Here is a 23,019-nt window from a genome sequence, read left to right as displayed (position 1 = left end):
GCCACCGGCACGGTGTGGTGCGCTACCGTCAACGCTGCAGCTGCTGCCGGCGGCGCCGGCGCCTTCCACCAGGTGCTGCTGCTGTCCGACGTGGGCGGCCACGCCGCAAGTCCCTGCCCTGTTCCTGCCCGCCGGCCGCAGCGCCACACGGTGCCACCGGCACGGTGTGGTGCGCTACCGTCAACGCTGCAGCTGCTGCCGGCGGCGCCGGCGCCTTCCACCAGGTGCTGCTGCTAAGTGTCATTTATCAGTTAGCAATATATTTAGTGTTTAATAATTTTTCTAAATGAAATTAATCAGCTTTAAATAACTTGCTTGAGTCAGCTCATAAGGTAAGCAGATAAAAAATATGTTGACATCTCGATTTTTGTGCTAAATTAACTTTGCGGGGTTGGTCGGTGGAAGGTTGAATACAAAATTGCGTTAATACAAAATGCGGACTCATCCATTTTGGGAATGAAAGTGTAGTTTCTACATGGCCAACTCCTCATGTTCGGTGAACTTGAGGAGTTATCATGACAAACCAAAGCAAACACATCATTAATTTCGTACCCTGGTTTTTAAAGCTGGGTTCGGTTAATACCGCCAGTTCACAAGATATTATTGCCTTTTCCTACCGCAACGGCTTCGCTTCTATGGGGCCTCCTCTTCGTTCTGCAGTTACTCCCTATTTCTCAACCGGGATTCGTTCGGACAATAAAGCTCCGCTCTTTAGCATCGAGTATCACTTAACCTCCGGCTCGCATCGCTATGTCAATTTTCCCCTCGTCCCAACATCAAGGGGAAAAAAATGATCAAGCTCAATGTTAAAGATGCAGCAATCCGTGTACTAATTATCGAATCGCTGCTCGATCAAGCGGATAACGATACTGCATCCCTGTTAAGCCAAGGAATCGACTCCGAATGGGTTGAAAATTTGCGCAACTTGTCGTCACGGGATGCCTTACGTGCGTCACATTTCCAAAACGTAACTATGGAGGTAACCTTAAACGAGAAACAACTATCCCATGCTTTCGCGCAAGCAGCAGATGAACGAAGAGTTCGCCAATTGAAAGAATATTTTGTACGACATGGTGCTTCTGTTTCGATGATATGCAAAATGTTCAAGATGAGCAGTAAAGAAGCAAAGGCAGCAAAGCAACTCCTCCTTTCTGAACAACGCTTAGGCCGGCCTCCTATGCCAAGCCCTTATGAACGCGAAGATATACATGATAGCTGGGACAAAATTGTTAAAGCGAATCAAAATTCTCCGATTCGAGAGAAAATTGTCCTACTTCATAAGATTTTTCCATCTCATACCCTGGCGACATTGTGGCTAGTTATTAATGAATTTGAGCCATTTGATAATCAAGGAATGATAACGAAAAATGATCAATCCTCTCAGCAAGGAACCAAATGGGACGGCGGCAGTTGCGTGCACAAATTAGTTAACCTTTCCAAGAGAACGACTTCGAATATTTCATAAAAATTATTCTACCCACAGGGGACTAACATGGCAGCTAATATTCAGGACCACTCTACCGCAGAGGGCCATGACGCTTCAAAAAAGCTCGTCTCAATAGCAGATATCTATTCTTCTATTCCTTCACCGTTTGCGACCACAACCGAAGTGGTATTTGAAACTGAAAATAGTTCACCATTTCCTGATGGCTATTCCATACTTAAAGAGCGCGAGGCATTGCGCGACCTTTTGGAATCAGATACACCGAACGAAAATGATCCTCGATTCAAACGACTAATGCTGTATGAAGAACGTCTTCTGGAATTCAACGCCATGCAGGAAGAATACGAAAACAGGGCTGGTGCAGAAAAAATTGTCTCGACACAAGAAGCTGCACATCTTCAAAGTCTTGGATCTCTGATCAATGAAGACCAAGACACGATGCAACTACACACCAAGGAGGCGTTTCGCCTATTTATGGGTCGGGCCAAAGATCCAAATGGGCAATTCGCACAAATTGTAGGCGGGAAGCGGGTCGCGGCCGCCCTCAAATGTTTATGGCTCCTATCTGGTGCTGATAATCCGTATGCTGATTGGGCACTATTACGGCACGAAGAACTCATGCAAGACATTACCCGTCGATTGGAGCGCGAAGTAAATCGATTGCAGCAAAAACTGGAAGCGCAGCGAAGCCGAGGCCTGCAATACTCCATTTTGCGTTCAGCTGAACCAAAGGTGCTTCTGCTTGGATTTAAAAGCCCATATGGCTACGCAATCAGCGATCTCGTCGTACATTTCGACTACTACATTCGAACTGTAAAAACACTGGTACGGAAAGATCAGCTCACCGATGATCAAGGTCGGCAAAGCATCCGCGAACTAACACGCGCAATACGGGCGGCGTTCATTGAGACGGCCCGCTTTGAGCGATTTTTGATGCGTCCAGAACTTCGCGATTTATGCCGAGCCGATTTTGTTCCAAATGCATCCGGTGATGCGGCAAAACGCCAGACGGACGTGATTCAATTATTGGGCCAAATTCCCCCTGATGTATACAGCGGAAAAATTCAACCACGCCACAGTCGTAGACGACTGAATTTGGCGCCAAATGAAAAAGCCATACTGGCGCATGTCAGCTCAGAGATGGCGAAACAGGCTGGGAACGACATTGACGCTACGGCAATCGACAAATTGCTTTAAGCAGCCGCAATAAGACTGGTGATATCTTCAGGAGGCATTATGAACTGCGACAATCTTCCTTCCCAATTGGAACAATCGGCTCGGGAATCCATGGGTGCGCCAGATGCCGATTTCGCCTTCCGTCCGGTACGGCTACCGTCTTTGACAGCGAGGCCGCTTGACAGCGTCGATCTCACTGCCGCAATCCCTTCGTCAACATCGACCAAAATTGCTTCCGGTTTTTCCGGTCAACATCATGTAGACCGAAAAGCCTTTAAGGGTAGGGGCGACCACCGCCGTCTGCTCAAAGCACAAGTTGCTGTTGACCAGGTCCATCATGATATGCGGCGGCTCGCTGCTGTGACCAGGTCAATTAAGGCAAAACGGTTCTATCTGGCTATCCACACTCGTGCATCCACTGGCCAGCTGTCCCTTCGGTGGAGACGCGCCGGGACCACCAATACTAGCCACATCGCATGGGACGAGCTTGAGGAGTTCCTGTCACCGCTTCCACCAGATCTTGTTCAGTGGTATCAGACGGTCAATAAAATGGCCGCCTCTCTAAACAGCCAGGAAAAACACAATCGCTCGGTTTTACGGCATTTCGAGGATCAAATCCGACGATAAAACGTAAACGAAGGCCGATGTATTTATTCCATTCAAACCCATAATAGGCAGACGCGCCGAGCCTTTTGTGGAAACACGTGGCGCCATATTTACTCGGAGGTTGTAATGCCAAACACATTTCAAGGGGTCGGTAATTTAGCTGATGCACCTTCCATTAAAAACATCATCGCGAAAAAAGGTAAACCGATGAAGGCGGCAGAAATGCGCGTGTTTTTTGATGAATACGAGAAAGCCGGCGACGGTTCTTATACGCAAAGTGGGGGAATATGGCTACCAGTAACTACATATGAGCATACGGCTGAAAACTGCGCACGGTTGCTGCGTAAAGGCACGCGCGTTAAGGTCGAAGGGCGCCTTATGCAGTTTGAAGCGCATGATGAAGCAGGCAATGCTGTCACCGCGTTCTCAGTCATAGCGAGCGCTGTTTTCTTGTCGCCTACGCGAGTTAATTCGGTCCAGTTTGCTGAGTCTCGCACTCGAAGCGCGCCAAGCACCATGGACGAATCTGCGCCATTTGACGATACCGATTTCTATGAGCAACAAGCATAGGTCTGTTCCTGATTAACCGGGGCCAGCGTTCCGGCCCTTTTTTAGGAATTATCATGAAAATCATCAACGTACTGTTCGCAGGTGTACTCGCGACAATATACTCGGGCTGCGCGAATTTTGATCCCACGCTGAATGGCCTGATAAAAATCGATACCGATGTGGCCGAACCACCAGGACTGAGTGATCGTGCTGCTGGGCCAATTTATACATCGGGTGCTATTTCTTCCAAAGAAGAAGGCTGCACCGTGCTTCCTAATCAGAGAAGTAAGCTCGATGTGGATACTCTCTATGGGCGAGCGATGTCGCGCTTCGGATTTAAGTCGCCGGAGCAAATTGCGATTCATCGAAAATTAGTCGATAGAACTTATCTTGTCGATCAAGGGTACAAACACGAGAAACAAGGTGGCTCTTTCTACCATTTGGCTCAAACGGTTGCGTACGACGTGGCTGGAGGATCGCGAGCAATGTGGCTCGAATTCAAGTTTTCAAAAAATGGTACTGGCAGCGACGTTTCTGCTGAGTTTTGTGTGGATCCCACTGACCCAATAGCGTCCAGCAGCAATACACGCCAGAAAATTAGCGCTCGTATCCAGCAGATTCTCGGTGTTTAACACTGTTCCAGCGCTTTAATAAGTGAAAGGAATACCAATGGATATCCCCGGTCTGATCTTACTTTTGGTGATTTGTGGCATCGGTGCCCATTTTGTGCTGAAATGGTGGTGGCCCATCATTAAGGAGCGCAAGAAATTAACGCCAGAACAAATGATTGAACGCGCCCTCCAGGCACCGACCAAGGGCATGCAACGAAAAGCGTCTAAGTTCGGCTCGCCGATCAAAACGTTGGTGATCATAATTCTGAATGCCAATCTTTTGTACGGGTGGTTGTGGTTCAGCCACCGCTCGATTCTTCTGCTCGGGCTTGGACTGGCTTACCTTGCTGTCGGATTCGTAGTGCAACACCTGGTTAAAGTTCCGTCTACCAATGAAATGACCGGTTTGAAGATTTGGGAGCGTTTCTGGCTCAGAATTTTCTATGCTTGGTTTTGGCCGGTCTACGTTCCATATATTTCTCGCGGAAATTAACCGCTGGATATTTCATGTTTGCTGTAGAGTTACCACAGCATGCGGGAATGGAAGTTCTCCCCTCAATCAAGACACATTGGTTACCGACTACCACGGCGATGAAATGGAGCTAGTGCAACACCTTAGCCCAATCGATGCGTTGATCGCGGCTCACCGCACGACGCAACAAGCTCAAACTGGTCTTCAGGCGAGCGCGATGTTGGGGTAAGGCGTTGCTGCCGGCATCTGCCGCGTTCAACAGCACGACTAACACCCGGCCGAATACCACTTGCCCTTGACAAGAAGTTCGGCACGCGGGCTAGTTACAGTTCCCCGACTCGGGCTGGCGTCCGTTTTATTCACTGGGATCAACAGGATAAAATCTGCTCCGCACTTTTATTCAGAATCGGAGCCTCGGCCATTTTTTGCACTACTCCCCCGACAAGGCGGTTATGCCACCTGCGTTGCCAATGAACTCCACTACCAGCCAAATTGGGCGGCCGGCCATCCGGCACATTTTGCTGCCTGGCATGCCTGCTAAGGCAGAGCGGCATCGCAGACCTGCATCCAGAAAGCGTAGCCACACCAAACAGCGCCGTCATCACATAAAACATCATGGAATCAACCTTCCCGGACCGCGAGGTATGAAGGACGCCTCCTTGATCCCAGGCAGGCCCAAAAACAGCATGCTCAATCGGGCAAGTCCTAATCCAAAGCCTCCGTGCGGCGGGCAACCCAGCTGAAAGGACTCCAAATAAAACTCCATTCCCTTGCCGCTCAGGCCCTTCTCTACAAGTTGCTCCATTAGGATTGCATATCGGTGCTCGCGTACGGCTCCGGTCGTGATCTCCACGCCGCGATAGAGCAGCTCAAAACTGCGAGTCAGCATGCGTCCGTCAGCTGTCTCTTTCATGTGGTAGAACGGCCGCTGTGCCCAAGGCACCTGCGCGATGGCCACTAACTCATGACCTTGCTCCGCCATGATCCCCCCGAGCCGACGCTCCTCTTCTGCTGAGAGCGACTCATCTCCCCGCACTCCCAAAATTTCTTGCGCTTGGGCAAAAGTAATGACCTTCTCGGCGCCTGCCACCGTCGCCTTGGGAAAGGACGAGCTTAATTCGTCGCCCATCGCATGAATTGTTTTTCTCATCGCTTCGCGGATCATCGCGCACTCCAGGACGATAAGCTCATGCTCACTTCTGACACCCTCCAGTTCGACGTCGAATGAAACAAACTCGGTGGCATGGCGCGATGAAAAGCTTGGTTCGGCTCTGAAGACCGGGGCCGATTCGTATATTTTTGCGAAGCCGGCCGCGATTGCCATCTGTTTGTAGAACTGAGGAGATTGCGCCAGATATGCCTTTTCGCCGAAATATTTGACCTCAAATACCTCTGCGCCAGATTCCGATGGGGCTCCCATGAGTTTTGGCGAATGCAGGGCGATGAAACCTTGCGCCTGCAAGTGGGCCATCATGTGGAATTCCAGCTGGCTTTGCGCAATTTGGCCAAGGGCTTCCCTGCGTTCGCGGAAGCGCGCCACCGGCCATTCCAGCTTGACGCCAATGTCGCTTTTCTCCGCAATGGGCCATGGAATGGATGCCGACACCAGTTCTATCAACGATATCTGGATCTCGACACCCCCCGGCGCTTGAGAAGATTTCACAACCTCACCTTCTACGGCGGCATAACCGTGCACCATAAGTACTTTGGCCTTCTCTCGGACAGGCCCGGAGCCCACGCACTGAATCTTCTCTGCCCCTGACTCGAGGACGACAAAGGCCATCTTCCCTTGAATCCGGACGGCCGAAACAAATCCTTCGACCCGAATCGTTTGTCCTACTTTTCCCGCGATCTGCGTAAAACTGAACATGTCTTGCTCCTTGGATGGCTAAGTAATACCTGTGGCCAAAAACCGGGAGACAAAACGAAAAACCCGGCATTCAGCCGGGTTGGGGATCTTCGACGTACTCTTGCTCAGGCGTACGCTGATTCCCACCCGGTCGGGCAGAAATCATTGTTATTGAGCTGAGCAAAAATCATCGTCGACACATCGTTCTCCTGTACCTCTCAAATGAGAAGCTATGACAATAGTATTGGGGAATTTGCAGCAAATCAAGCCCCTCCAACTATTGTTACTTTTAAATGACAGAAATATTTATCCTGCCCCAGCAGCAAAAAGCCGTTCGCCGTAACAAGCCCCCGAGCACACAGCGCGATAACCGTGGTTTCAACGGAAGCAAGCGGGGTAACGTGGCTGCACCTATCGTCCCAGCTTAAACAGGCTCACCAGTTGCTGTAGTTGCTGTGCCTGGTCCCGCATGGCCTGCGCAGCAGCGGCCGCCTGCTCCACCAAGGCCGCATTCTGCTGTGTCACGTCATCCATGCTGATGATCGCCTGGTTAACCTGCGCAATGCCCTGGCTCTGTTCCAGCGTGGCGGTGCTGATTTCCAGCATCAGTGTGGTCACCCTGCCAATGCTGTCGACCACGTGGCGCATTGCCTCGCCCGCCTCTCCTGCCAGTTCGCCGCCATGCCGCACCTGGGTGCCTGAGGCGCCGATCAGCTCCTTGATTTCCCTGGCTGCGCTGGCCGACCGCTGTGCCAAGTTACGCACCTCACCAGCCACCACGGCAAAGCCGCGCCCCTGTTCCCCAGCGCGCGCCGCTTCGACGGCGGCATTCAGGGCCAGGATATTCGTCTGGAAGGCGATGGCATCGATGACGCCGATGATCTCCGCAATCTTCGCCGACGACAGACGAATGGCATCCATGGTGTCGACCATGCGCGCGACCACCGTGCCGCCCTGCCGGGCCAGTTCGCAGGCTTCTTCTGCCAGTGCGCTGGCCAGCTGCGCATTACCGGCATTCTGGCTGACCGTGCCCGTCAATTCCTCCATCGAGGCGGCCGTCTGTTCCAGTGAACTTGCCTGCGCTTCCGTGCGCGCCGACAGGTCCAGGTTGCCTCGGGCGATTTCCTGCGACGCCGTGGCGATTGCCGACGCATTGCCGTGGAGCTGGTGCACCGTACCGGCAAGATCGTGCTGCATGCGCGCGATGCTGTGCAGCAAGCTGCTGCTGTCGCCATCCCGCAGCCCCACCGGCGTGGACAGGTCGCGACCTGCGATGCGCCGCGTGACCTCTCCCGCATAGGCCGGTTCGCCACCAAGAGCGCCAAGCACGCTGCGGATCACCTGCCAGCCCAGCGCCGACATCACCGCCAGCGCGGCCAGGAAAAACCATAGCGACTGCAGCGCCGCTTGCCAGAATGCGTTGTCGATATCGTCGCTAAAAAAGCCCGTGCCTATCCACCATCCCCACGGTTTGAAGGCGATGATGCCGTTGAGCTTCGCGACCAGCTGGCCCTCGCGCTTGCTTTTCACGGACACCAGGCCCACCTCGTCCCGGGCGAGCGCCTCGACATAGGCCTGCGAATCAGGGCGTCCGTCCATCGTCTCGCCCTCGGCGATCACACCGATATTCTTGGGATTCGGATGCACCAGGTTCAAGCCATTGGGCAACCTTGCCCAGTAGTAGCTCTTGCCGTCGTTATTGAGCTGGGTCAGCGCTTCTTTAGCCGCTGCCTGCGCCTGCTCGCGCGTCAGGCGGCCTGCCAGTTCTTGCGCATGGAAATGCGCGACCAGGTGTTCGCCCATCTTGAGCATATTGATGATCTGGGCTTCGCGGTCATGCAGCATGGCATTGTGCAGCGTACGCAAGCTGGAGCCACCTAGCATGGCCATGGCCAGCAGTGCGGCGCCAACGAGTAACAGCAGGCGTTGAGAAACTTTCATGGGGTGTTCCTTGTTGTGCGCAAACGCGCGCAATCGCCCACGACAGGCGTGCCTGTCCCTGCCCGCCGCTGTAAGGGCGGGCGCTGGGCGGTGCGGCGGCGTTTTAGCGCTTGGGTTTGACTGCCAGATGCGGAATGAAATACTCAGGCCGCAGTTTGCGGGTGATTTCCAGCACCGGCAGCACATGATCGAGATGGCTGCGCATGGCGGCGACGGCATGCTGAGGATTGCCCGAAGCCACCGCTTCAACCACGCCGGCATGTTCGGCCATCACGTCGCTCATGCGTCCTTCCAATGGCAATGTCAGCTGGCGATAGCGGTCCATCTGGGTTTTCGCCTGCAGGATCATGGGCCAGACTCCCGGATAGCCTGACAACTCGGCCAGGGCCGCGTGGAAATTCTCATCGGTACGGTGAAATCCCCGGATGTCATTGCGTTCGATGCACTCGGCCTGGGCCGCCAGGATGGCACGCAGGCTGGCGATACCCTCGGGCGTCGCCCTTTCGGTGGCCTTTTCGATGATGGCCGTTTCCAGGGCACAGCGCACCAGCATGGCCTCCTCCAGCGAGTCGAGCGGGATGCGCGCGACAAACGTGCCCACGCGCGGCAATACCTCGATCAAGCCCTCTTCGGCGAGGCGCTGTACTGCTTCGTGCACGGGCGTGCGGCTGGTGCCCAGTTCATCGGCCAGGTCCTTTTCCACAATGCGGGTACCCGGCAGCATGCTCATGTCGACGATACGCTGGCGCAGCAGTCCGTAAATGCGGCGGGCGGCGCTGACACCGGTTTCGCCATCGGCGAGCGTAAAAGGAGACGTCGAATTCATAGACTGTGTAATGGTACGGCAAAGTTTGACAGGAATGATGATACCGCGTCCGCGTTCATCCGGCAGGCATTTCCGTGCGTGCGATGATGGCACCGCGCTGGCCGATCACGCGGGCGGCGAGCCGGTGTCCCGCACGCGCTGCCGCTGCCGGCGGCTGGCCCGCCAGACGCGCCGCCACATAGGCGGCGCCGAACGAGTCGCCTGCAGCCGTGGTGTCGACCACCTGCGCCACGGGCTCGGCGGCCACTTCCTGCAGCGTGTCCTGGTAGCTGACGATGCACGGCTGGGCTCCCCGCTTGAGCACGATCTCCGGCACACCCAGCGCGCGGGTACGGGCCAGTACCTGTGCCACATCGGCAGGCCCGTACAAGGCATCTTCATCGTCCAGCGTCAACAGGGCCAGTGACGACAGGCTCAGCACACGATGGTAGACCGAGGCGGCGGCATCGGCGCTTTCCCACAGGCGCGGGCGATAGTTGTTGTCGAAAATGATCTGGCCGCCTTGTGCATGACACTGCGCCAGCGTGTCCAGCAACAGTTCGCGGTCCGCCGGCGCCAGGATGGCCATGCTGATGCCGGACAGATAAACGTGGCGCGCACGGGCCAACTGCCGCAGGATGGCAGGCGCCTGGGGTCCGCGCATCCAGTGGCGCGCGGCCGAATCGCTGCGCCAGTAATGAAACTTCCGTTCGCCGTGCGCATCCGTCTCGATCAGATACATGCCGGGCAGCTTGTCGTCCAGACGTTGCACGCAGTGGGTATCGATGCCCTCCTCCTGCCAGCTGGCGTGCATGTCGTCCGACAGGCCGTCGACGCCCAGCGCCGTCACGTATGCCACCGCATGCCGGCGCGGATCGGCCAGGCGCGCCAGATACAGCGCCGCATTGAGCGTATCGCCGCCAAAACGGTAAGCCATGGCCTGCGTCCCGGCGCTGCGCTGCAGTTCGATCATGCATTCGCCGATGACGAAGATGGTTTGTGGTGCTTGCATTGCGATTATCTCCCAATTTTCCATCGATTCAGAGCGGCGCCGCGCTGGCCATCTTTCGGGATGCCGGCGCGGCGCGGTGCTACTCAGCCCGGCGCCGCGGCTTACTTCTTGTCCCAGGTCGAGCCAAACAGGTTCGACTGGCCGATGGCCGGGAAATCAACGAAGGCCTTGCTGCAGTCGACCACCTTGTCGACGTCCACTGCCTGCGTGGCCGTGCCGTTGACCGTCACGCGTTCAGCGGCATTGGCGAAAATAGGCAAATTGGTGCCCTTGATCGTCAGGTTCGCGTCCGACGACGTCATCGTCGTGCCGTTCGGCGCATCCGTCACCACGTTATTCAACGACATCACCAGAGGATACTGCGGATTGTCGAAACCGCCCGTATTGGCTTTGAAGCCCTGCAGCTTGATGGCCGTATTGCCCAGGATGCGCACGTTATCGAGCGTAATGTCGTGGAAGTTCGGGTATTGCGGACCCGCCGTCGGCAGCGCCTTGGTGCTGTAGTAGGTGGTAAACAGCAGCGCGTTCAAGGCATCGCGGATGCAGATATTGCGGTAGTGGACGTTGCTCACTTCGCCGCCGCGCGCATAGTCCGACTTGATGCGCAAGCCTTCTTCCGAATGCGTGAACGAATTGTCGTACACCTCGACGTTGGTCACGCCCGCATTCGTTTCACTGCCGACCGAAATCCCATGGCCCCAATAAATGTGGTTATGCGCGATCACGATACCGTGCTTGCGGTCCGAACGCACATCACGCTTGCCGTCGATGGCGAACAGGCCCGAGCCGGGCGGCGAGGGATTGGCGCTACCTTTCAGGGCCACGTCATCGTCCCCCGTGCTCACGAAATTGTAAGCGAAGACGAAGTTCTTCAGATAGCCGTCAAACGACATGGCACCCGTCGATGTGGTCTTGCTGCCGGTGGCCAGCTTGCCGGAGATGGCCTTGCCGGCCGCGCCCGGATCGAACGCGTCGGTGTTCTTGACGTTGTCCGCGTTATAGGTATCGCCGTTGTACAGCGGGTTGCCGTTGCCGGCCGGATTGGCGAAGGCCGCCAGGGTCGGCGTCTGCACTTTCACGCCCCACACGGTCAAGCCATCGACGCCGCTCGGCACGACGTGGAAGTTGGCGCTGTTGTTGAGCGAGATGCGGTACAGGGTCAGGTTTTTCGCATAGTTGAACACCATCATGCGGAAGTTCGACTGCGAGCCCGTGCCCGTCACGCCGTTCTGCACCATGTTGCCCAAGAAGGCCAAGTCCCACCAGCTCATGTTGCGTGCCGACGATTTCGAGTCGACGACGGTGCCGCCGTTATCGCACGACACGCCGTCCGCCGCCTGCTTGCCCGTGGCGTACATGGCATAGGTGTTCGAGCAGGTCATGTCGACCTTCATCAGCGGATACAGCTTGTTGGTGGTGACGATTTCCGCATACGCGCGGCTGTCGATCGAACCATCGCCCATGACGGCCGAGTTGACCAGATTGTTACCGTTGATCAGCGCCGAGCAGTTGCCCGAGCTGCCGGCCTTGGTCGAGCTGACAGCCGTGTTGCCGCAGTACGGACCGGCCGGATTCGGCGAATACGCGGTCACGTCGCGCGAGGCGTACAGGGTCACGCCCTTGTCGATCCACAGGGTCACGCCCGATGGCAGGGTCAAGGGACCGCTGATGAAGCCATCGCCCACGCCCGAGCCGTTGACCACCAGGCGCACGGCAAACTTGCTGCCGCGGTATTCCGGCTTGGCCAGTTCCTCACCCGTGACGCCGGCGATATTCACGTTCTTGACGTTGGCGGCCTGTTGCGCGGCCGTGGCGGCGGCATCGGCGGCGGCGATCTTCGCGCCCACTTCGGCATCGACGGCGGCGCCGCAGGCGTCGAGCGCTGCCTGGATGCGGGCCTGGTCAGGATTGGCCGTGGCCGTGGTGACGACGACGCCGACGCCCGGCTTCGACGGGTCGGCTTCCGGCGGCAGCGAGCCGTCCGGACGGCGCACCAGGTTCGGCGATGCTTCGAGCGTGGCGCACACTTGCGTGTCTTTCGGCAGGGTCGGTTCGGCCGGCAGGTCCGGATCGAACGACGTCGTGCCAACTTGGTAGACGCTGCCCGGGGTATAGCTGGTGGCGGTTTCGCCCTTGGTGTCGCCACCACCGCCGCAGGCAGCCAGCATGACGGCCAGCGGCAGGGCGACGCATGCCTGCGTCCAGCCAGTATTAAGTTGTTTGATACCTGACTTCATGTATGTATCTCCTGATGGAAGCGCGCTCTGAGGCGCGCTGTATGCCGGCTTGCGCCGGCTTCTTTTTAAAAACAAGGTTTAAAAGCGGGCGATCAAGCCGATGCCGAAGGCGCGTGGCGAATTACCGGGCGCCAGGAAGGCGTCGTCCGTACCCGCCTTGTTACTGTGCAGCGGCGACTGGCCCAAGTTGACGTTTTGCTGCGACTTGTTGTTGATGCGCGTGAAGTACACATAGGGCATGAACTGTTCATCGATCTTGTAGGTCGCGCCCAGCGATACTTGCGTGGCGCCGAAGTCGTCGGGACGGCCAAAGGTGGTGTTGTCGAGCTTGCCCAGCTTGCCGGCGGCCAGCATCACCGTGGTGTCGTAGCCCACTTCCTGCGTGAGCGACGCCATTACCGAGCGCTGCTTCATGCTGCCCGTTTGCAGGGCCGTGTAGATATTGCCCGGCGTCGGCAGCGACTGCAGCGCGTAGCCGTAGCTGCCCGACTCAAAGCCCAGGCCGACCGAGGTTTTGGTCGGGAATTTGTAGGTCGCCAGCACCTTGTAGAACGAGGTGTTCACGCCGCTCACCGAGGTATTGCGCATGCCGAAACCCTTCGACAGGTTTTCCACGTCCACGCCCGTGTTTTGCTGGCGGTCATAGCCGGCGCCGATGGAGAACGCGCCGATGCTGTATTTGGCGGCCAGCGAGTAGCGCGCGCGGTCGTCGCCGGTATCGCGTACTTCATCGAAGCCGTAGGAAGCGCCGGCCTGGAAGCCGTTCCATTGCGGCGTCAGGTAGTGCGCCGAATTCTTGTAGCGCGCTTCGCCGCGGCCGAACAGACTGTCGGCATTGCCGCTCAGCTGAGCCGAGGTGTTGTTCCACACGTCCAGACCCTGCACCGTCAGACCCAGGTTGCCGCCCAGGGCGCCGCCCGAACCGACCAGGCTGCGGTAGACGGAATCGTTATTGCCGATCACGAAGCGACCGAAGCGCTTGCTCTCGATACCGACGAAGGTATTGCGCGATTCGATGGTCGATGATTTGCCCTGGCCATTGATGCCGCCTTCGTCAAAGTTGTTCAGACTGCCTTCGATCTGCCACAGGCCGCGCACGTCGCCCTTGATGCCGATCGAGCCGGCAAAGCCGATGCGTGAATTGCCGTCCGACACGCGGCCACGGCTGCCGTAGGGGGTGGGGCCGCCTTCGGCTTTCACCGATTCGATCTCGCCGTTCAGGAAGCCGTAGATGCGCGTTTCGACATGGCGGTTTTCCAGGATGCCTTCGGCCAGCGCGCTGCCGGACAAGGCCGCCAGGATCGCTGCCGCCAGGACACGGCGGGTGCAACGGTTGTTCAGTGGTGTCATGTGCTTCTCCTCTTCTCGCGCCTTGATTGGCGCATATGTATAAACATCAAAAAAACAGCTCCCCGCCGCACCGCGTGGTGCAGGAAACAACGGGGGGAAACAGGGAGGGTTGGCCGTCAGGTAAAGGCTGGCTTACCCAGCGGCACGGCTGGCGTCATCTTTTCGCGTATCAGCATGCACACCACGACGGCGGCCACCAGGTCGAATACGGCCAGCAGCATGAACAGCGGGCTGTAGCCGACCAGGGTCACCAGCACGCCGAACACCAGCGTGAAGATCGTCGCGCCCAGGTAGCCGGACATGCCGGCCAGCCCCGTCGCGGTGGCCACTTCGTTCTTGCCGAAGACATCGGAGGTGATCGAGTACAGCGCGCCCGATAAAGTCTGGTGAGCGAAGCCACCCACACACAGCAGAGCGATGGCCGCGTACGGGCTGGCCACCAGGCCGATGCAAGCCGGGCCGATCATGCAGACGGCACCGACGATGACCACCAGCTTGCGCGAAGTGAACAGCGATACCTTCCAGTATTTGTGGAACCACGGGCTCAGGTAGCCGCCCAGCACGCAGCCGATGTCGGCGGCCAGGAACGGCAGCCAGGCGAACATGGCGATTTCCTTGATGTTCATGTGGCGCTCGGTGGCCATGTACAAAGGAATCCATGCATTGAAAGTTTGCCAGGCCGGCTCCGACAGGAAGCGGGGAATGGCGATGGCCCAGAAATTACGGCTGCGCACGATCTGGTGCCAGCGCGCCTTCGGCGCCACGCCGTTGCCGGACGCGTCGCTCTGCTCCTGGCCTTCCAGGATGAAGTCGCGCTCCTTGTCGGTCAACAGCTTCTGGTCGCGCGGATGCTTGTAGAAGGCCAGCCACAGTCCCGTCCAGACGATGCCGATGGCACCGACGATGACGAAGGACATTTGCCAGCTGCCGTGCAGGATGGTCCACACCACCAGCGGCGGCGCGCACAGGGCGCCGATCGAGGAGCCGATGTTGAACCAGCCGATGGCGATCGAGCGCTCCTTGGCAGGAAACCACTCGGTGGTGGCCTTCACGCCGGCGGGAATGCCGGCCGCCTCGGTCAGGCCCAGCATGCCGCGGAACAGCGCCATGCTTTGCCAGCCCGTTGCCATGGCCGCGCAGGCGCAGGCCACGGACCAGGCCAGCGCAAATACTGCGAAGCCAAGCTTGGTGCCGATGGCGTCGATCACATAGCCGGCGATGGGCTGCATCAGCGCGTAGCAGACCTGCCAGGCCACCACGATGTACGAATATTCCTGCGTGGTGATATTGAGCTCGCTCATCATCGTTGGCGCCGCCACCGACAAGGTATTGCGCGCCAGGTAATTGACGATCAGTCCGGCCGTGACCAGGCCGACCATCCACCAGCGCATGCCGCGTATTTTAGTCATATTGTCTCCCTCTATCCATCCAAGGCGGCGCAGCTGCGCCGCCACTTTTTGGGCCGTTCAGCCTTCCTGGGGAAGTGCCTTCGGCCTCGGTTTTTATGGGTGCTGCGGTATTGCCGTAGTGCGGTAATGCAGTTGCGGTGCGGCTGTCCTACAAGGCCTGCAAGGCGCCGCGCATGCCCTGCGAAGCGATGTTCTGCAGGGCCGTGGCCACGGCTTGCGCCAGGCCTGGCACCGCGTTCATGTCGCGGCCCCACACGTTTTCCTGCGCCAGCCAGCGCTGCGCCAGCTGTTGCAAGCCCAGCCGGCCGGCATCGACATCGGCCCAGCCCTGGCCGAACCACGCCAGGGTGGCCGCATCGTCGGACAAGGCAATGACGTCGCCGCGGTACAGGCGCATGGTGGCAGCCAGTGCCAGCACCAGGCGCAGCGGCAATCGTCCATGCATTTCCGCATAGCGCAGCAGCTGCGGCGCGATGCGGGCGGCGAACTTGCTCCAACTGTTGAGGGCGATGGACGCCAGGCGGTGCTGTATGTAAGGGTTACGGAAGCGCAGCAGCACGTCGCGCGCAAACTGCTGCAATTCATCCTGCGGCAGTGGCAGCGCGGGGATGATTTCCTGGGCGAGAGTATCGGACAGATAGCCACCGACCTGCGCGTCGTTGACGGCCTCCCCCACAGTTCCCAGGCCAGCCAGCAGGGCCACGGGCACCAGCGCCGTGTGGCCGCCGTTGAGGATGCCCACCTTGCGCTTTTTATAGGGCGCGATATCGTCGACCAGCAGGATGTTCAAGTCAGCACCCGCCAGTTTCAATTCATCGGCCAGCGACGCCGGGCCTTCGATGGCGAACAAATAGTAATATTCGGCGGCCACCATGAACTGGTCGCGATAGCCGAGCTGCGCCTCGATGACGGCGGCATCCTGCGGATAGCCGGTGACGATGCGGTCGACCAGCGTCGAGCAAAAGACGCAGGCGTTGTCGAGCCAATCGGCAAAGCCCGCGTCGAGCTGCCACAGGCGCGCGAAGTGCAGCACGGCCGCCTTCAAAGCCGGGCCATTCTGTTCGATCAGTTCGCACGGCAGCAGCACCACGCCTTTTGTACGGTCGCCCTCAAAATACGCGTAGCGGTCGGACAGCAGGCGTGCCAGCTTGGCGGGAAAACTCGATGGCGGCGCATCATCGAAGGCATCGCCGTCGTTGGTGACGATGCCCGCCTCGGTGGTGTTCGAGACGATGAAGCGCAGTTCGGGCAGGCTGGCCAGCGCCAGGTAGTCGCCATACATGCTGGCCGGATCGATTTCGCGCTGCACGCAAGAGATGGTGCGGCAGGTGCTGACGGCATGGCCATTTTCGTCAAGGCCGCGCACGACAGTGGTAAACAGGCCGTCCTGGACGTCGAGCAGCGGCGAGCCGCTGCCGCCGCGCGGGCGCACCACGACCACGCCCGCATTCAGGCCGCTGCGTTCATTGAGCAGGTCGACCTGCCAGTCAAAAAAACCGCGCATGAAATTGCCCTGGCCGAATTGCAGGATCTTGATCGGCAGGTCGAACGGTGTACTGCGGCGCAATGCTTGCATGAGAATGTCGTTCACAGTGAAATGTCGCGTTTCCAGAAAATGAAGTCGTACTGCTGCAGGCGGTCGGCCTTGGCCGCGTACTTGCCGCCGGCGGTCGCCACCACCATGTCGAACAGGCCGTTGGCCACGTCCGGCAATGGCGTGCCGTCGATGACGGGGCCGCAGTCGTAGTCGATCAGGTCCGACAGCTTTTTCGCCACCCGCGTATTGCTGGAAATCTTCAGCACCGGCACGATCGGATTGCCCGTCGGCGTGCCCAGGCCCGTGGAAAACAGCACCACGTTGGCGCCCGAGGCGACGATGCCCGTCACCGATTCGACGTCGCCACCCGGCGTGCACAGCAGGGACAAACCTGGTTTCGGGCTTTGCTCGCCGTAATCGAGTACCGAGACGATGGGCGAGGTACCGCCCTTCTTTGCCGCGCCGGCCGATTTCATCGCGTCGGTAATCAGACCGTCGCGGATGTTGCCAGGGCTGGGGTTATCGGCGAAATGCGTGCCGACCGCCTCGGCGCGCGCTTCGAAGTCGCGCATCAGGCCCAGGAAGCGGCGCTTGTCGTCGTCGTTTTCGCAGCGCTCGATCAGGTTCGCCTCGACACCGCACAGTTCCGGGAACTCGGCCAGGATGGAGGCACCGCCCACGGCCACCACCATATCCGACACCAGGCCCATGGCAGGATTGGCGGAAATGCCGGAAAAGCCGTCCGAGCCGCCGCACTTGACGCCGATCTTCAGGTGCGACAGCGGCACCGGCTGGCGCACCACCTTGTTCGCTTCCTTCAATTGCGCCAGGGTGTCCGTCAGCACGGCCTTCATCATGGCGTCTTCGCTATCCCATTTCTGCTGTTCGTAGATCAGGCAGGGCTTGTCAAAATGCGGGTTCTGTTTGGCCAGCGCGTCCTGGAACATGGCGATCTGCGCATTCTGGCAACCAAGGCTGAACACCGTGATGCCGGCCACGTTCGGATGGTCGGCGTAGGCAGATAAAATCTTGCACAGTGAGCGCGCATCGGCGCGCGTGCCGCCGCAGCCGCCGTTGTGCGTGATGATGCGCACGCCGTCCAGATTCGGAAACGGGCGCACGACGGGCTTCGGCGCTTCCATGTCTTCGCCCAGCAGCGACAAGGTGAACGAAGCGAGGTCGTTGCGCGTATAGCCGAGCGGCGCTTCAAGCGCGTTGCGCAAGTGCTCGACGTTGCGGTTTTCGCAGAAGACGAGGGGGAAAATCAGCCAGTAATTGGCCGTGCCGACGCGACCGTCGGCGCGCACCACGCCGGGGAAGGTGGCGCCGTCAAACCGCGCCACGTCAGGCGGCGTCCAGGTGTAGGGCGCTTGCGCTTCCAGCGCCACTTCGGCCGCGTAATGGTGCAGGTTGTCCGTAGTCACGGCTTCGCCGCGGCGGATATCCACCGTGGCCTTGCCGACGGGGACGCCGTACAGGCGCAGGATATCGCCGGCCGCGAAAGCGCGGCGGGACAGCTTGTGCTTGGTTTTGACGGCGCTGCTGATGAGGATGGACTCGCCTTCCCAGTTCACCACTTCCCCAGCGGCCAGGTCGGACAAGGCGACCAGCATGTCGTCGTCTGGATGGATACACAACACTTTTTGCATGACTATTTCCTGGCGGCAGCTGAGGGATTACAGTTGAAAATATTTTTGAGCGTTTTCGTAGCAGATGCCGCGCACGATGGTGGCCAATGCCTCGAAATCGTTCGGGTATTCCCCGCCGTGCACCCATTCGCCGATCTGGCGGCATACCAGGCGACGGAAGTAGTCGTGGCGCGGGTAGGAAGCGAAACTGCGCGAATCGGTCACCATGCCGACGAACACGCCCAGCACGCTGTGATTGCCGAAGCCGACCAGTTGCTGCAGATTGCCTTCCTTGTGGTCGTTGAACCACCAGGCCGGGCCGAACTGCAGCTTGCCTGCCACCGTGCCGTCCTGGAAGTTGCCCACCATCGTAGACAACACTTCATTCATGTTCGGGTTCAGGCAGAACAGCATGGTTTTCGGCAGGCGGTCGTCCAGATCCAGGGCGTTGAGCAAGGAGGCCAGGCCGGCGCTGCAGCCCATGTCCGAGATCGAGTCGTAGCCCGTGTCCGGCCCCAGCAAGCCGCGCATGCGGTCGTTGTTGTTACGTTGCGCGCCGATGTGCAGGCACATGGTCCAGCCGTAGTTCGCGTACACGCGGCCGATCGCCTCGAGCAGACCGCGCAGGTACAAGCCATTTTCCACGTCGCTGAGCAAGGTGCCTTGCAGGCGCTTGGCGAACAACGCTTCGAGTTCCTCGGCGCTGGCCGCCTGCACGGGCAAGGTCACGTCGACGGCGTGGTCCGAGATGCGCGCACCGCGCGAGTGGAAGAATTCCACGCGCACGGCCAGCGCGGCGATCAGCGAGGCAAACGAGGTGACGGGAACATCGGCCACTGCGCTCAGGCGCTGCAGGTACTCGGGGAAGCGCGGCTGGTTGATGCGCATGGCCTTGTCCGGACGGTAGGCGGGCAGGACGCGCGTCTTCAGGCCGGAGGCGGCGATTTGCGCATGCTGCAGCAGGTCGTCGGCCGGATCGTCGGTGGTGCAGGCGATTTCCACGCCCGCCTGTTCCAGCAGCGACCAGGTGTCCATCGTTGCCAGCATGGCGTTGGCCTGTTCCCAGATGGCGTCCGCATTCGCTTCATTGATCAACAAATCGATATTGAAGATGCGGCGCAGTTCCAGATGGCTCCAGTGGTGGATCGGATTGCCGATGGCCAGTGGCAGCACCTTGCAGAAGGCGCGGAATTTCTCCTGGTCCGAGCGCGCGCCCGTGATGAACTCCTCGGCCACGCCAGCCGTGCGCATCAGGCGCCATTTGTAGTGGTCGCCCGCCAGCCACAGCTCGGCGATGTTGCGGAAGGTCTTGCGGCTGGCGATCTCGCCCTGCTGCAAATGCGAGTGGTAATCGATGATCGGCAGGTCGGCCGCCACTTCGTGGTACAGCTTGCGGGCCGTGTCGGTGGTGAGAAGAAAATCCTGATTCATGAACTCGGTCATCGTAGCTATCTCCTTGCTGCGCGCGACGGGCATCGCGCTGTGTTTTTGTCGTGGCACCAAACTGGCGCGCTCTGATATATCAGAATAGTAAATGTAATATATCAGTAAAGGCAAGCAGAAATATCAAGAGGGAAAAATGTGAAGAGGAGGAAACAACAACAACTTGAAAAATTGCGGGGATCGCTGAGCAACTCGGTGAATCGCGCGAAAATGGCACCCTACCGTATGTCAGGTTGGCCGCAGGCAGCGGCTACGTCAGCATCTTCGTTGTGTCGACCTTAGCAAACGATCATCTATGACAAAGAAGATATCTTGAGCACGCACTATCGCTGCTGAATGCAACACGCGCGTCCATTCCGCTTAAACAGGTCCCCGACCCTGGCATCGCAAGCTCCCGTTCGGTCAACGTGGCCGTCCTTCGCGTCTCTGTGTCGGTTTGTCAGATTCATGGCTTCTCACACAAACTACCATTTAGTAGGTATAGTATTGGAAATAATTTAAAGTTGAGAATTGATCAGCAAGTAAGCGTGCGACGTATGAAATTCAACAAACTTGCTTGTCTGCTTGCGATAACGATACGGGAAATTGACGACTATAAAGGGCAGTTAATTGATGAAACATTACGACTATATTGCAATAGGTGGTGGTAGCGGCGGGATCGCCTCTGTTAATCGCGCCGCCATGCACGGCATGAAATGCGCCGTGATCGAGGCGAAGGACATTGGTGGCACCTGCGTCAACGTCGGCTGTGTGCCAAAAAAGGTGATGTGGTACGCGGCGCAGATCGCTTCAGCGATTCACACCTACGGACCCGATTATGGTTTTGACGTCAATGTCGACAATTTCAATTGGCAAAGGTTGATTGCGAATCGGACGGCCTATATCGAACGTATCCGTGCTTCCTACAACAACGTTCTCGGTAAAAACCAAGTGGACGTGATCCGGGGTTTCGCCACATTCATCGACTCCCATACTGTCGAAGTCAACGGTGAACGATTGACAGCGGACCATATACTGATCGCGACCGGCGGTTTCCCCAGTTATCCCACAATTCCCGGCGCACAATACGGTATTGATTCTGACGGATTTTTCGCACTGGATGCCTTGCCGCAGCGAGTCGCAGTGGTGGGGGCCGGTTACATCGCAGTAGAAATTGCGGGCGTTCTCAATGCCCTGGGTGCCGAAACGCACCTGTTTGTTCGAAGGCATGCCCCATTACGAGGTTTTGATCCACTTCTCGTTGAGACGCTGGTCGAAGTAATGCAGGCTGAAGGGCTCAATCTGCACAACAACGCCGTGCCAAAATCCGTGGATAGAAACGCGGATGGCAGTCTGACCCTGACGTTGGAGGATGGGCGAACCCAAACTGTGGATTGTCTAATCTGGGCCATTGGCCGCAAGCCGGCCACCGACAAGCTCAACCTCGCACGTGCTGGCGTCACTATCAGCGAGCAGGGTTACATCATTGTTGACAAGCTGCAAAACACTAGCGCTGCGGGGGTCTACGCGGTGGGCGACAACACCGGCCGGATTGAACTGACACCTGTCGCAGTTGCTGCTGGCCGGCGCCTGTCCGAACGCCTGTTCAACAACAAGCCTGATGAACATCTCGATTACAGCAACGTCCCTACCGTGGTGTTTAGCCACCCGCCCATCGGCACAGTTGGACTTACGGAACCCGAGGCCCGTGTGCAATTTGGTGATAGCGCTGTCAAGATATATCAATCTGCGTTCACTTCCATGTATACCGCACCGACCCATCATGCACAGCCTTCGCGCATGAAACTCGTGTGTATCGGCGCGGAGGAAAAAATTGTTGGCATCCACGGCATCGGCATCGGCATGGATGAGATCCTACAAGGATTTTCCGTGGCCTTGAAGATGGGTGCGACCAAACGCGACTTCGACAATACAGTGGCTATCCACCCTACTGCTGCCGAAGAGTTCGTAACCATGAAGTAATGGCGCGTCGAGCGCCAACACCACGCACTGGCGCTGGGCGACACCGGCTCGCTAATCTCCCTCTTCATCCTGTGCTAGATGGATTGCCGTATCGGTACCGCGTTGCCGTTTGCTCCGCACCTGAATAAGTGCGCCAGCCAAATGGCAGCTACCTGATGATGTTCGACCCATGCCACGCAGGCAGCTGGCGCAGCCTCTATCAACAAGGACGCCTCGGCGTGCCTGCGTTGATGCGCGACGATGGCCTCTTGCCGGTGGTGCTGGCGCCCACTGCGCCGGCGCCAGGCAACGCCACCATCGATGTGGGCGGGACGATCATGCTTGAGCTGGGCCAGCTCCACGTGTGCATCGAAGGCCAGCCCAACGCGGCCGCGCTGGCGCAGGTGCTTGATCGGGTGCTGCGATGATCGGCCTGCCGGCCGGAATCCAGATCGTCAGGTGCCGCTCTTAGCCAGACATGAGTTCGGTATAGCCGTAGTAGACCGCGTCTTCGGCGAAGTCGGGCGGTACGAGGGGATAGCTATCCGCGTTGATGTAACGCCATTGAACCACACGGTTATCCTTGCCTCGATAGGCAGAGTCCAGAACAATTCCATCTTCTGGCGGATAGTAGTGGATGGAAGATAGTCCCCTTCCGTGCTTGCCTTTGAACGGCCCGATCAGATACCAGCTATTGATGTACACGCGGTTGGCGAATTCACCGCCACGGCCCAGCACACGGCCGACTCGTTTGCGCATGGTGGCGGCATTAACCACAGGGATTTGGCCGACGCCAGAGTTGAATAACCTCTCGCGGTTACGGCAATAGTTCTGGGAGACGTCCTTGGAGAGGCGCAAGATCACGGTTGATAAACTTGGCGCTACGTTCCGCGATCCCGCCTTCGTTGCGACCAGGTGTAGCGCTTATCTAAGGTGATGATTTGATCTTCTGAGGAGGCGCGCACTTTGGAGGCGTCCCTCCCGCCATAGTGCATGCTTGTGCCGTGCC

The 23,019-nt window shown here is 58.1% G+C and carries 20 protein-coding genes and 1 pseudogene; 10 read left to right on the top strand and 11 right to left on the bottom strand.

The window, feature by feature from the left end; all coding sequences use genetic code 11:
- From CSQ95_RS29875 to CSQ95_RS22175, 8 genes and pseudogenes are all read left to right on the top strand, one after another.
- Positions 1-237, top strand: a pseudogene (locus tag CSQ95_RS29875) (hypothetical protein); the annotation flags it as partial.
- A gap of 278 nt (positions 238-515) precedes the next feature.
- Complete coding sequence (locus CSQ95_RS29310; protein ID WP_143450046.1) at positions 516-794, top strand: hypothetical protein; 279 nt, start codon at positions 516-518, stop codon at positions 792-794.
- The gene (locus tag CSQ95_RS22190; RefSeq protein ID WP_099411099.1) at positions 791-1,465 is read left to right on the top strand and encodes an STY4526/YPO1902 family pathogenicity island replication protein; all 675 of its coding nucleotides are present in this window, start codon (positions 791-793) and stop codon (positions 1,463-1,465) included. Before CSQ95_RS29310 ends, CSQ95_RS22190 begins: the two co-directional genes overlap by 4 nt.
- 27 nt (positions 1,466-1,492) lie before the next feature.
- On the top strand, positions 1,493-2,641 hold the full coding sequence (locus tag CSQ95_RS22185) for a PFL_4669 family integrating conjugative element protein (protein WP_099411098.1): 1,149 nt from the start codon (positions 1,493-1,495) through the stop codon (positions 2,639-2,641).
- 39 nt (positions 2,642-2,680) lie between these two features.
- Positions 2,681-3,247, top strand: a complete 567-nt coding sequence (locus CSQ95_RS29305) for a hypothetical protein (protein WP_143450045.1) — start codon at positions 2,681-2,683, stop codon at positions 3,245-3,247.
- A gap of 105 nt (positions 3,248-3,352) precedes the next feature.
- Complete coding sequence (locus tag CSQ95_RS22180) at positions 3,353-3,796, top strand: single-stranded DNA-binding protein (protein WP_099411097.1); 444 nt, start codon at positions 3,353-3,355, stop codon at positions 3,794-3,796.
- Positions 3,797-3,849: 53 nt separating this feature from the next.
- On the top strand, positions 3,850-4,407 hold the full coding sequence (locus CSQ95_RS29300; RefSeq protein WP_143450044.1) for a hypothetical protein: 558 nt from the start codon (positions 3,850-3,852) through the stop codon (positions 4,405-4,407).
- A gap of 37 nt (positions 4,408-4,444) precedes the next feature.
- A complete protein-coding gene (locus CSQ95_RS22175) occupies positions 4,445-4,879 on the top strand; it encodes a hypothetical protein (protein ID WP_099411096.1) in 435 nt (144 codons plus the stop codon).
- Positions 4,880-5,471: 592 nt separating this feature from the next.
- Here the strand turns inward: CSQ95_RS22175 and CSQ95_RS22170 are convergent.
- From CSQ95_RS22170 to uxaC, 10 genes are all read right to left on the bottom strand, one after another.
- The gene (locus tag CSQ95_RS22170; protein ID WP_099411095.1) at positions 5,472-6,728 is read right to left on the bottom strand and encodes an amino acid--tRNA ligase-related protein; all 1,257 of its coding nucleotides are present in this window, start codon (positions 6,726-6,728) and stop codon (positions 5,472-5,474) included.
- A gap of 390 nt (positions 6,729-7,118) precedes the next feature.
- On the bottom strand, positions 7,119-8,648 hold the full coding sequence (locus CSQ95_RS22165) for a methyl-accepting chemotaxis protein (protein ID WP_099411094.1): 1,530 nt from the start codon (positions 8,646-8,648) through the stop codon (positions 7,119-7,121).
- Between the two features lie 103 nt (positions 8,649-8,751).
- Positions 8,752-9,474 (bottom strand): GntR family transcriptional regulator, encoded by a 723-nt coding sequence (locus tag CSQ95_RS22160; RefSeq protein WP_099411093.1) that lies wholly within the window; start codon positions 9,472-9,474, stop codon positions 8,752-8,754.
- A 55-nt stretch (positions 9,475-9,529) separates the two neighbouring features.
- Entirely contained in the window at positions 9,530-10,465 is a 936-nt protein-coding gene (locus CSQ95_RS22155; RefSeq protein WP_099411092.1) for a sugar kinase, read from the bottom strand.
- 101 nt (positions 10,466-10,566) lie between these two features.
- Positions 10,567-12,633 carry a glycoside hydrolase family 28 protein gene (locus tag CSQ95_RS22150; RefSeq protein WP_257218148.1) on the bottom strand — a complete coding sequence of 689 codons (2,067 nt, stop codon included), beginning with the start codon at positions 12,631-12,633 and terminating at the stop codon, positions 10,567-10,569.
- 147 nt (positions 12,634-12,780) lie between these two features.
- Positions 12,781-14,052 (bottom strand): porin, encoded by a 1,272-nt coding sequence (locus CSQ95_RS22145; RefSeq protein WP_099411090.1) that lies wholly within the window; start codon positions 14,050-14,052, stop codon positions 12,781-12,783.
- Positions 14,053-14,168: 116 nt separating this feature from the next.
- The gene (locus CSQ95_RS22140; protein WP_099411089.1) at positions 14,169-15,461 is read right to left on the bottom strand and encodes an MFS transporter; all 1,293 of its coding nucleotides are present in this window, start codon (positions 15,459-15,461) and stop codon (positions 14,169-14,171) included.
- 148 nt (positions 15,462-15,609) lie between these two features.
- Positions 15,610-17,037, bottom strand: a complete 1,428-nt coding sequence (locus CSQ95_RS22135; protein WP_099411088.1) for a tagaturonate reductase — start codon at positions 17,035-17,037, stop codon at positions 15,610-15,612.
- A gap of 11 nt (positions 17,038-17,048) precedes the next feature.
- Positions 17,049-18,647, bottom strand: coding sequence for a UxaA family hydrolase (locus CSQ95_RS22130; RefSeq protein WP_099411087.1), 1,599 nt, complete (start codon positions 18,645-18,647; stop codon positions 17,049-17,051).
- A 27-nt stretch (positions 18,648-18,674) separates the two neighbouring features.
- The gene (gene uxaC / locus CSQ95_RS22125; RefSeq protein WP_099411086.1) at positions 18,675-20,069 is read right to left on the bottom strand and encodes a glucuronate isomerase; all 1,395 of its coding nucleotides are present in this window, start codon (positions 20,067-20,069) and stop codon (positions 18,675-18,677) included.
- A gap of 612 nt (positions 20,070-20,681) precedes the next feature.
- Between uxaC and gorA the strand changes: the two genes are divergently transcribed.
- Both gorA and CSQ95_RS22115 read left to right on the top strand, forming a co-directional pair.
- Positions 20,682-22,031 carry a glutathione-disulfide reductase gene (gorA, locus tag CSQ95_RS22120; protein ID WP_218963634.1) on the top strand — a complete coding sequence of 450 codons (1,350 nt, stop codon included), beginning with the start codon at positions 20,682-20,684 and terminating at the stop codon, positions 22,029-22,031.
- 128 nt (positions 22,032-22,159) lie between these two features.
- Positions 22,160-22,438: a hypothetical protein gene (locus tag CSQ95_RS22115; RefSeq protein WP_143450043.1), complete on the top strand. Its 279-nt coding sequence runs from the start codon at positions 22,160-22,162 to the stop codon at positions 22,436-22,438.
- A 40-nt stretch (positions 22,439-22,478) separates the two neighbouring features.
- Here the strand turns inward: CSQ95_RS22115 and CSQ95_RS22110 are convergent, their stop codons facing one another.
- Positions 22,479-22,868 carry a hypothetical protein gene (locus tag CSQ95_RS22110; RefSeq protein WP_143450042.1) on the bottom strand — a complete coding sequence of 130 codons (390 nt, stop codon included), beginning with the start codon at positions 22,866-22,868 and terminating at the stop codon, positions 22,479-22,481.
- Between the last annotated feature and the right edge of the window lie 151 nt (positions 22,869-23,019).

This window comes from Janthinobacterium sp. BJB304, assembly GCF_002735765.1.
GTDB lineage: Bacteria > Pseudomonadota > Gammaproteobacteria > Burkholderiales > Burkholderiaceae_D > Janthinobacterium.
The sequence above is the reverse complement of the archived record's forward strand: the minus strand, read 5'-3'. Positions and strand labels throughout refer to the sequence as shown.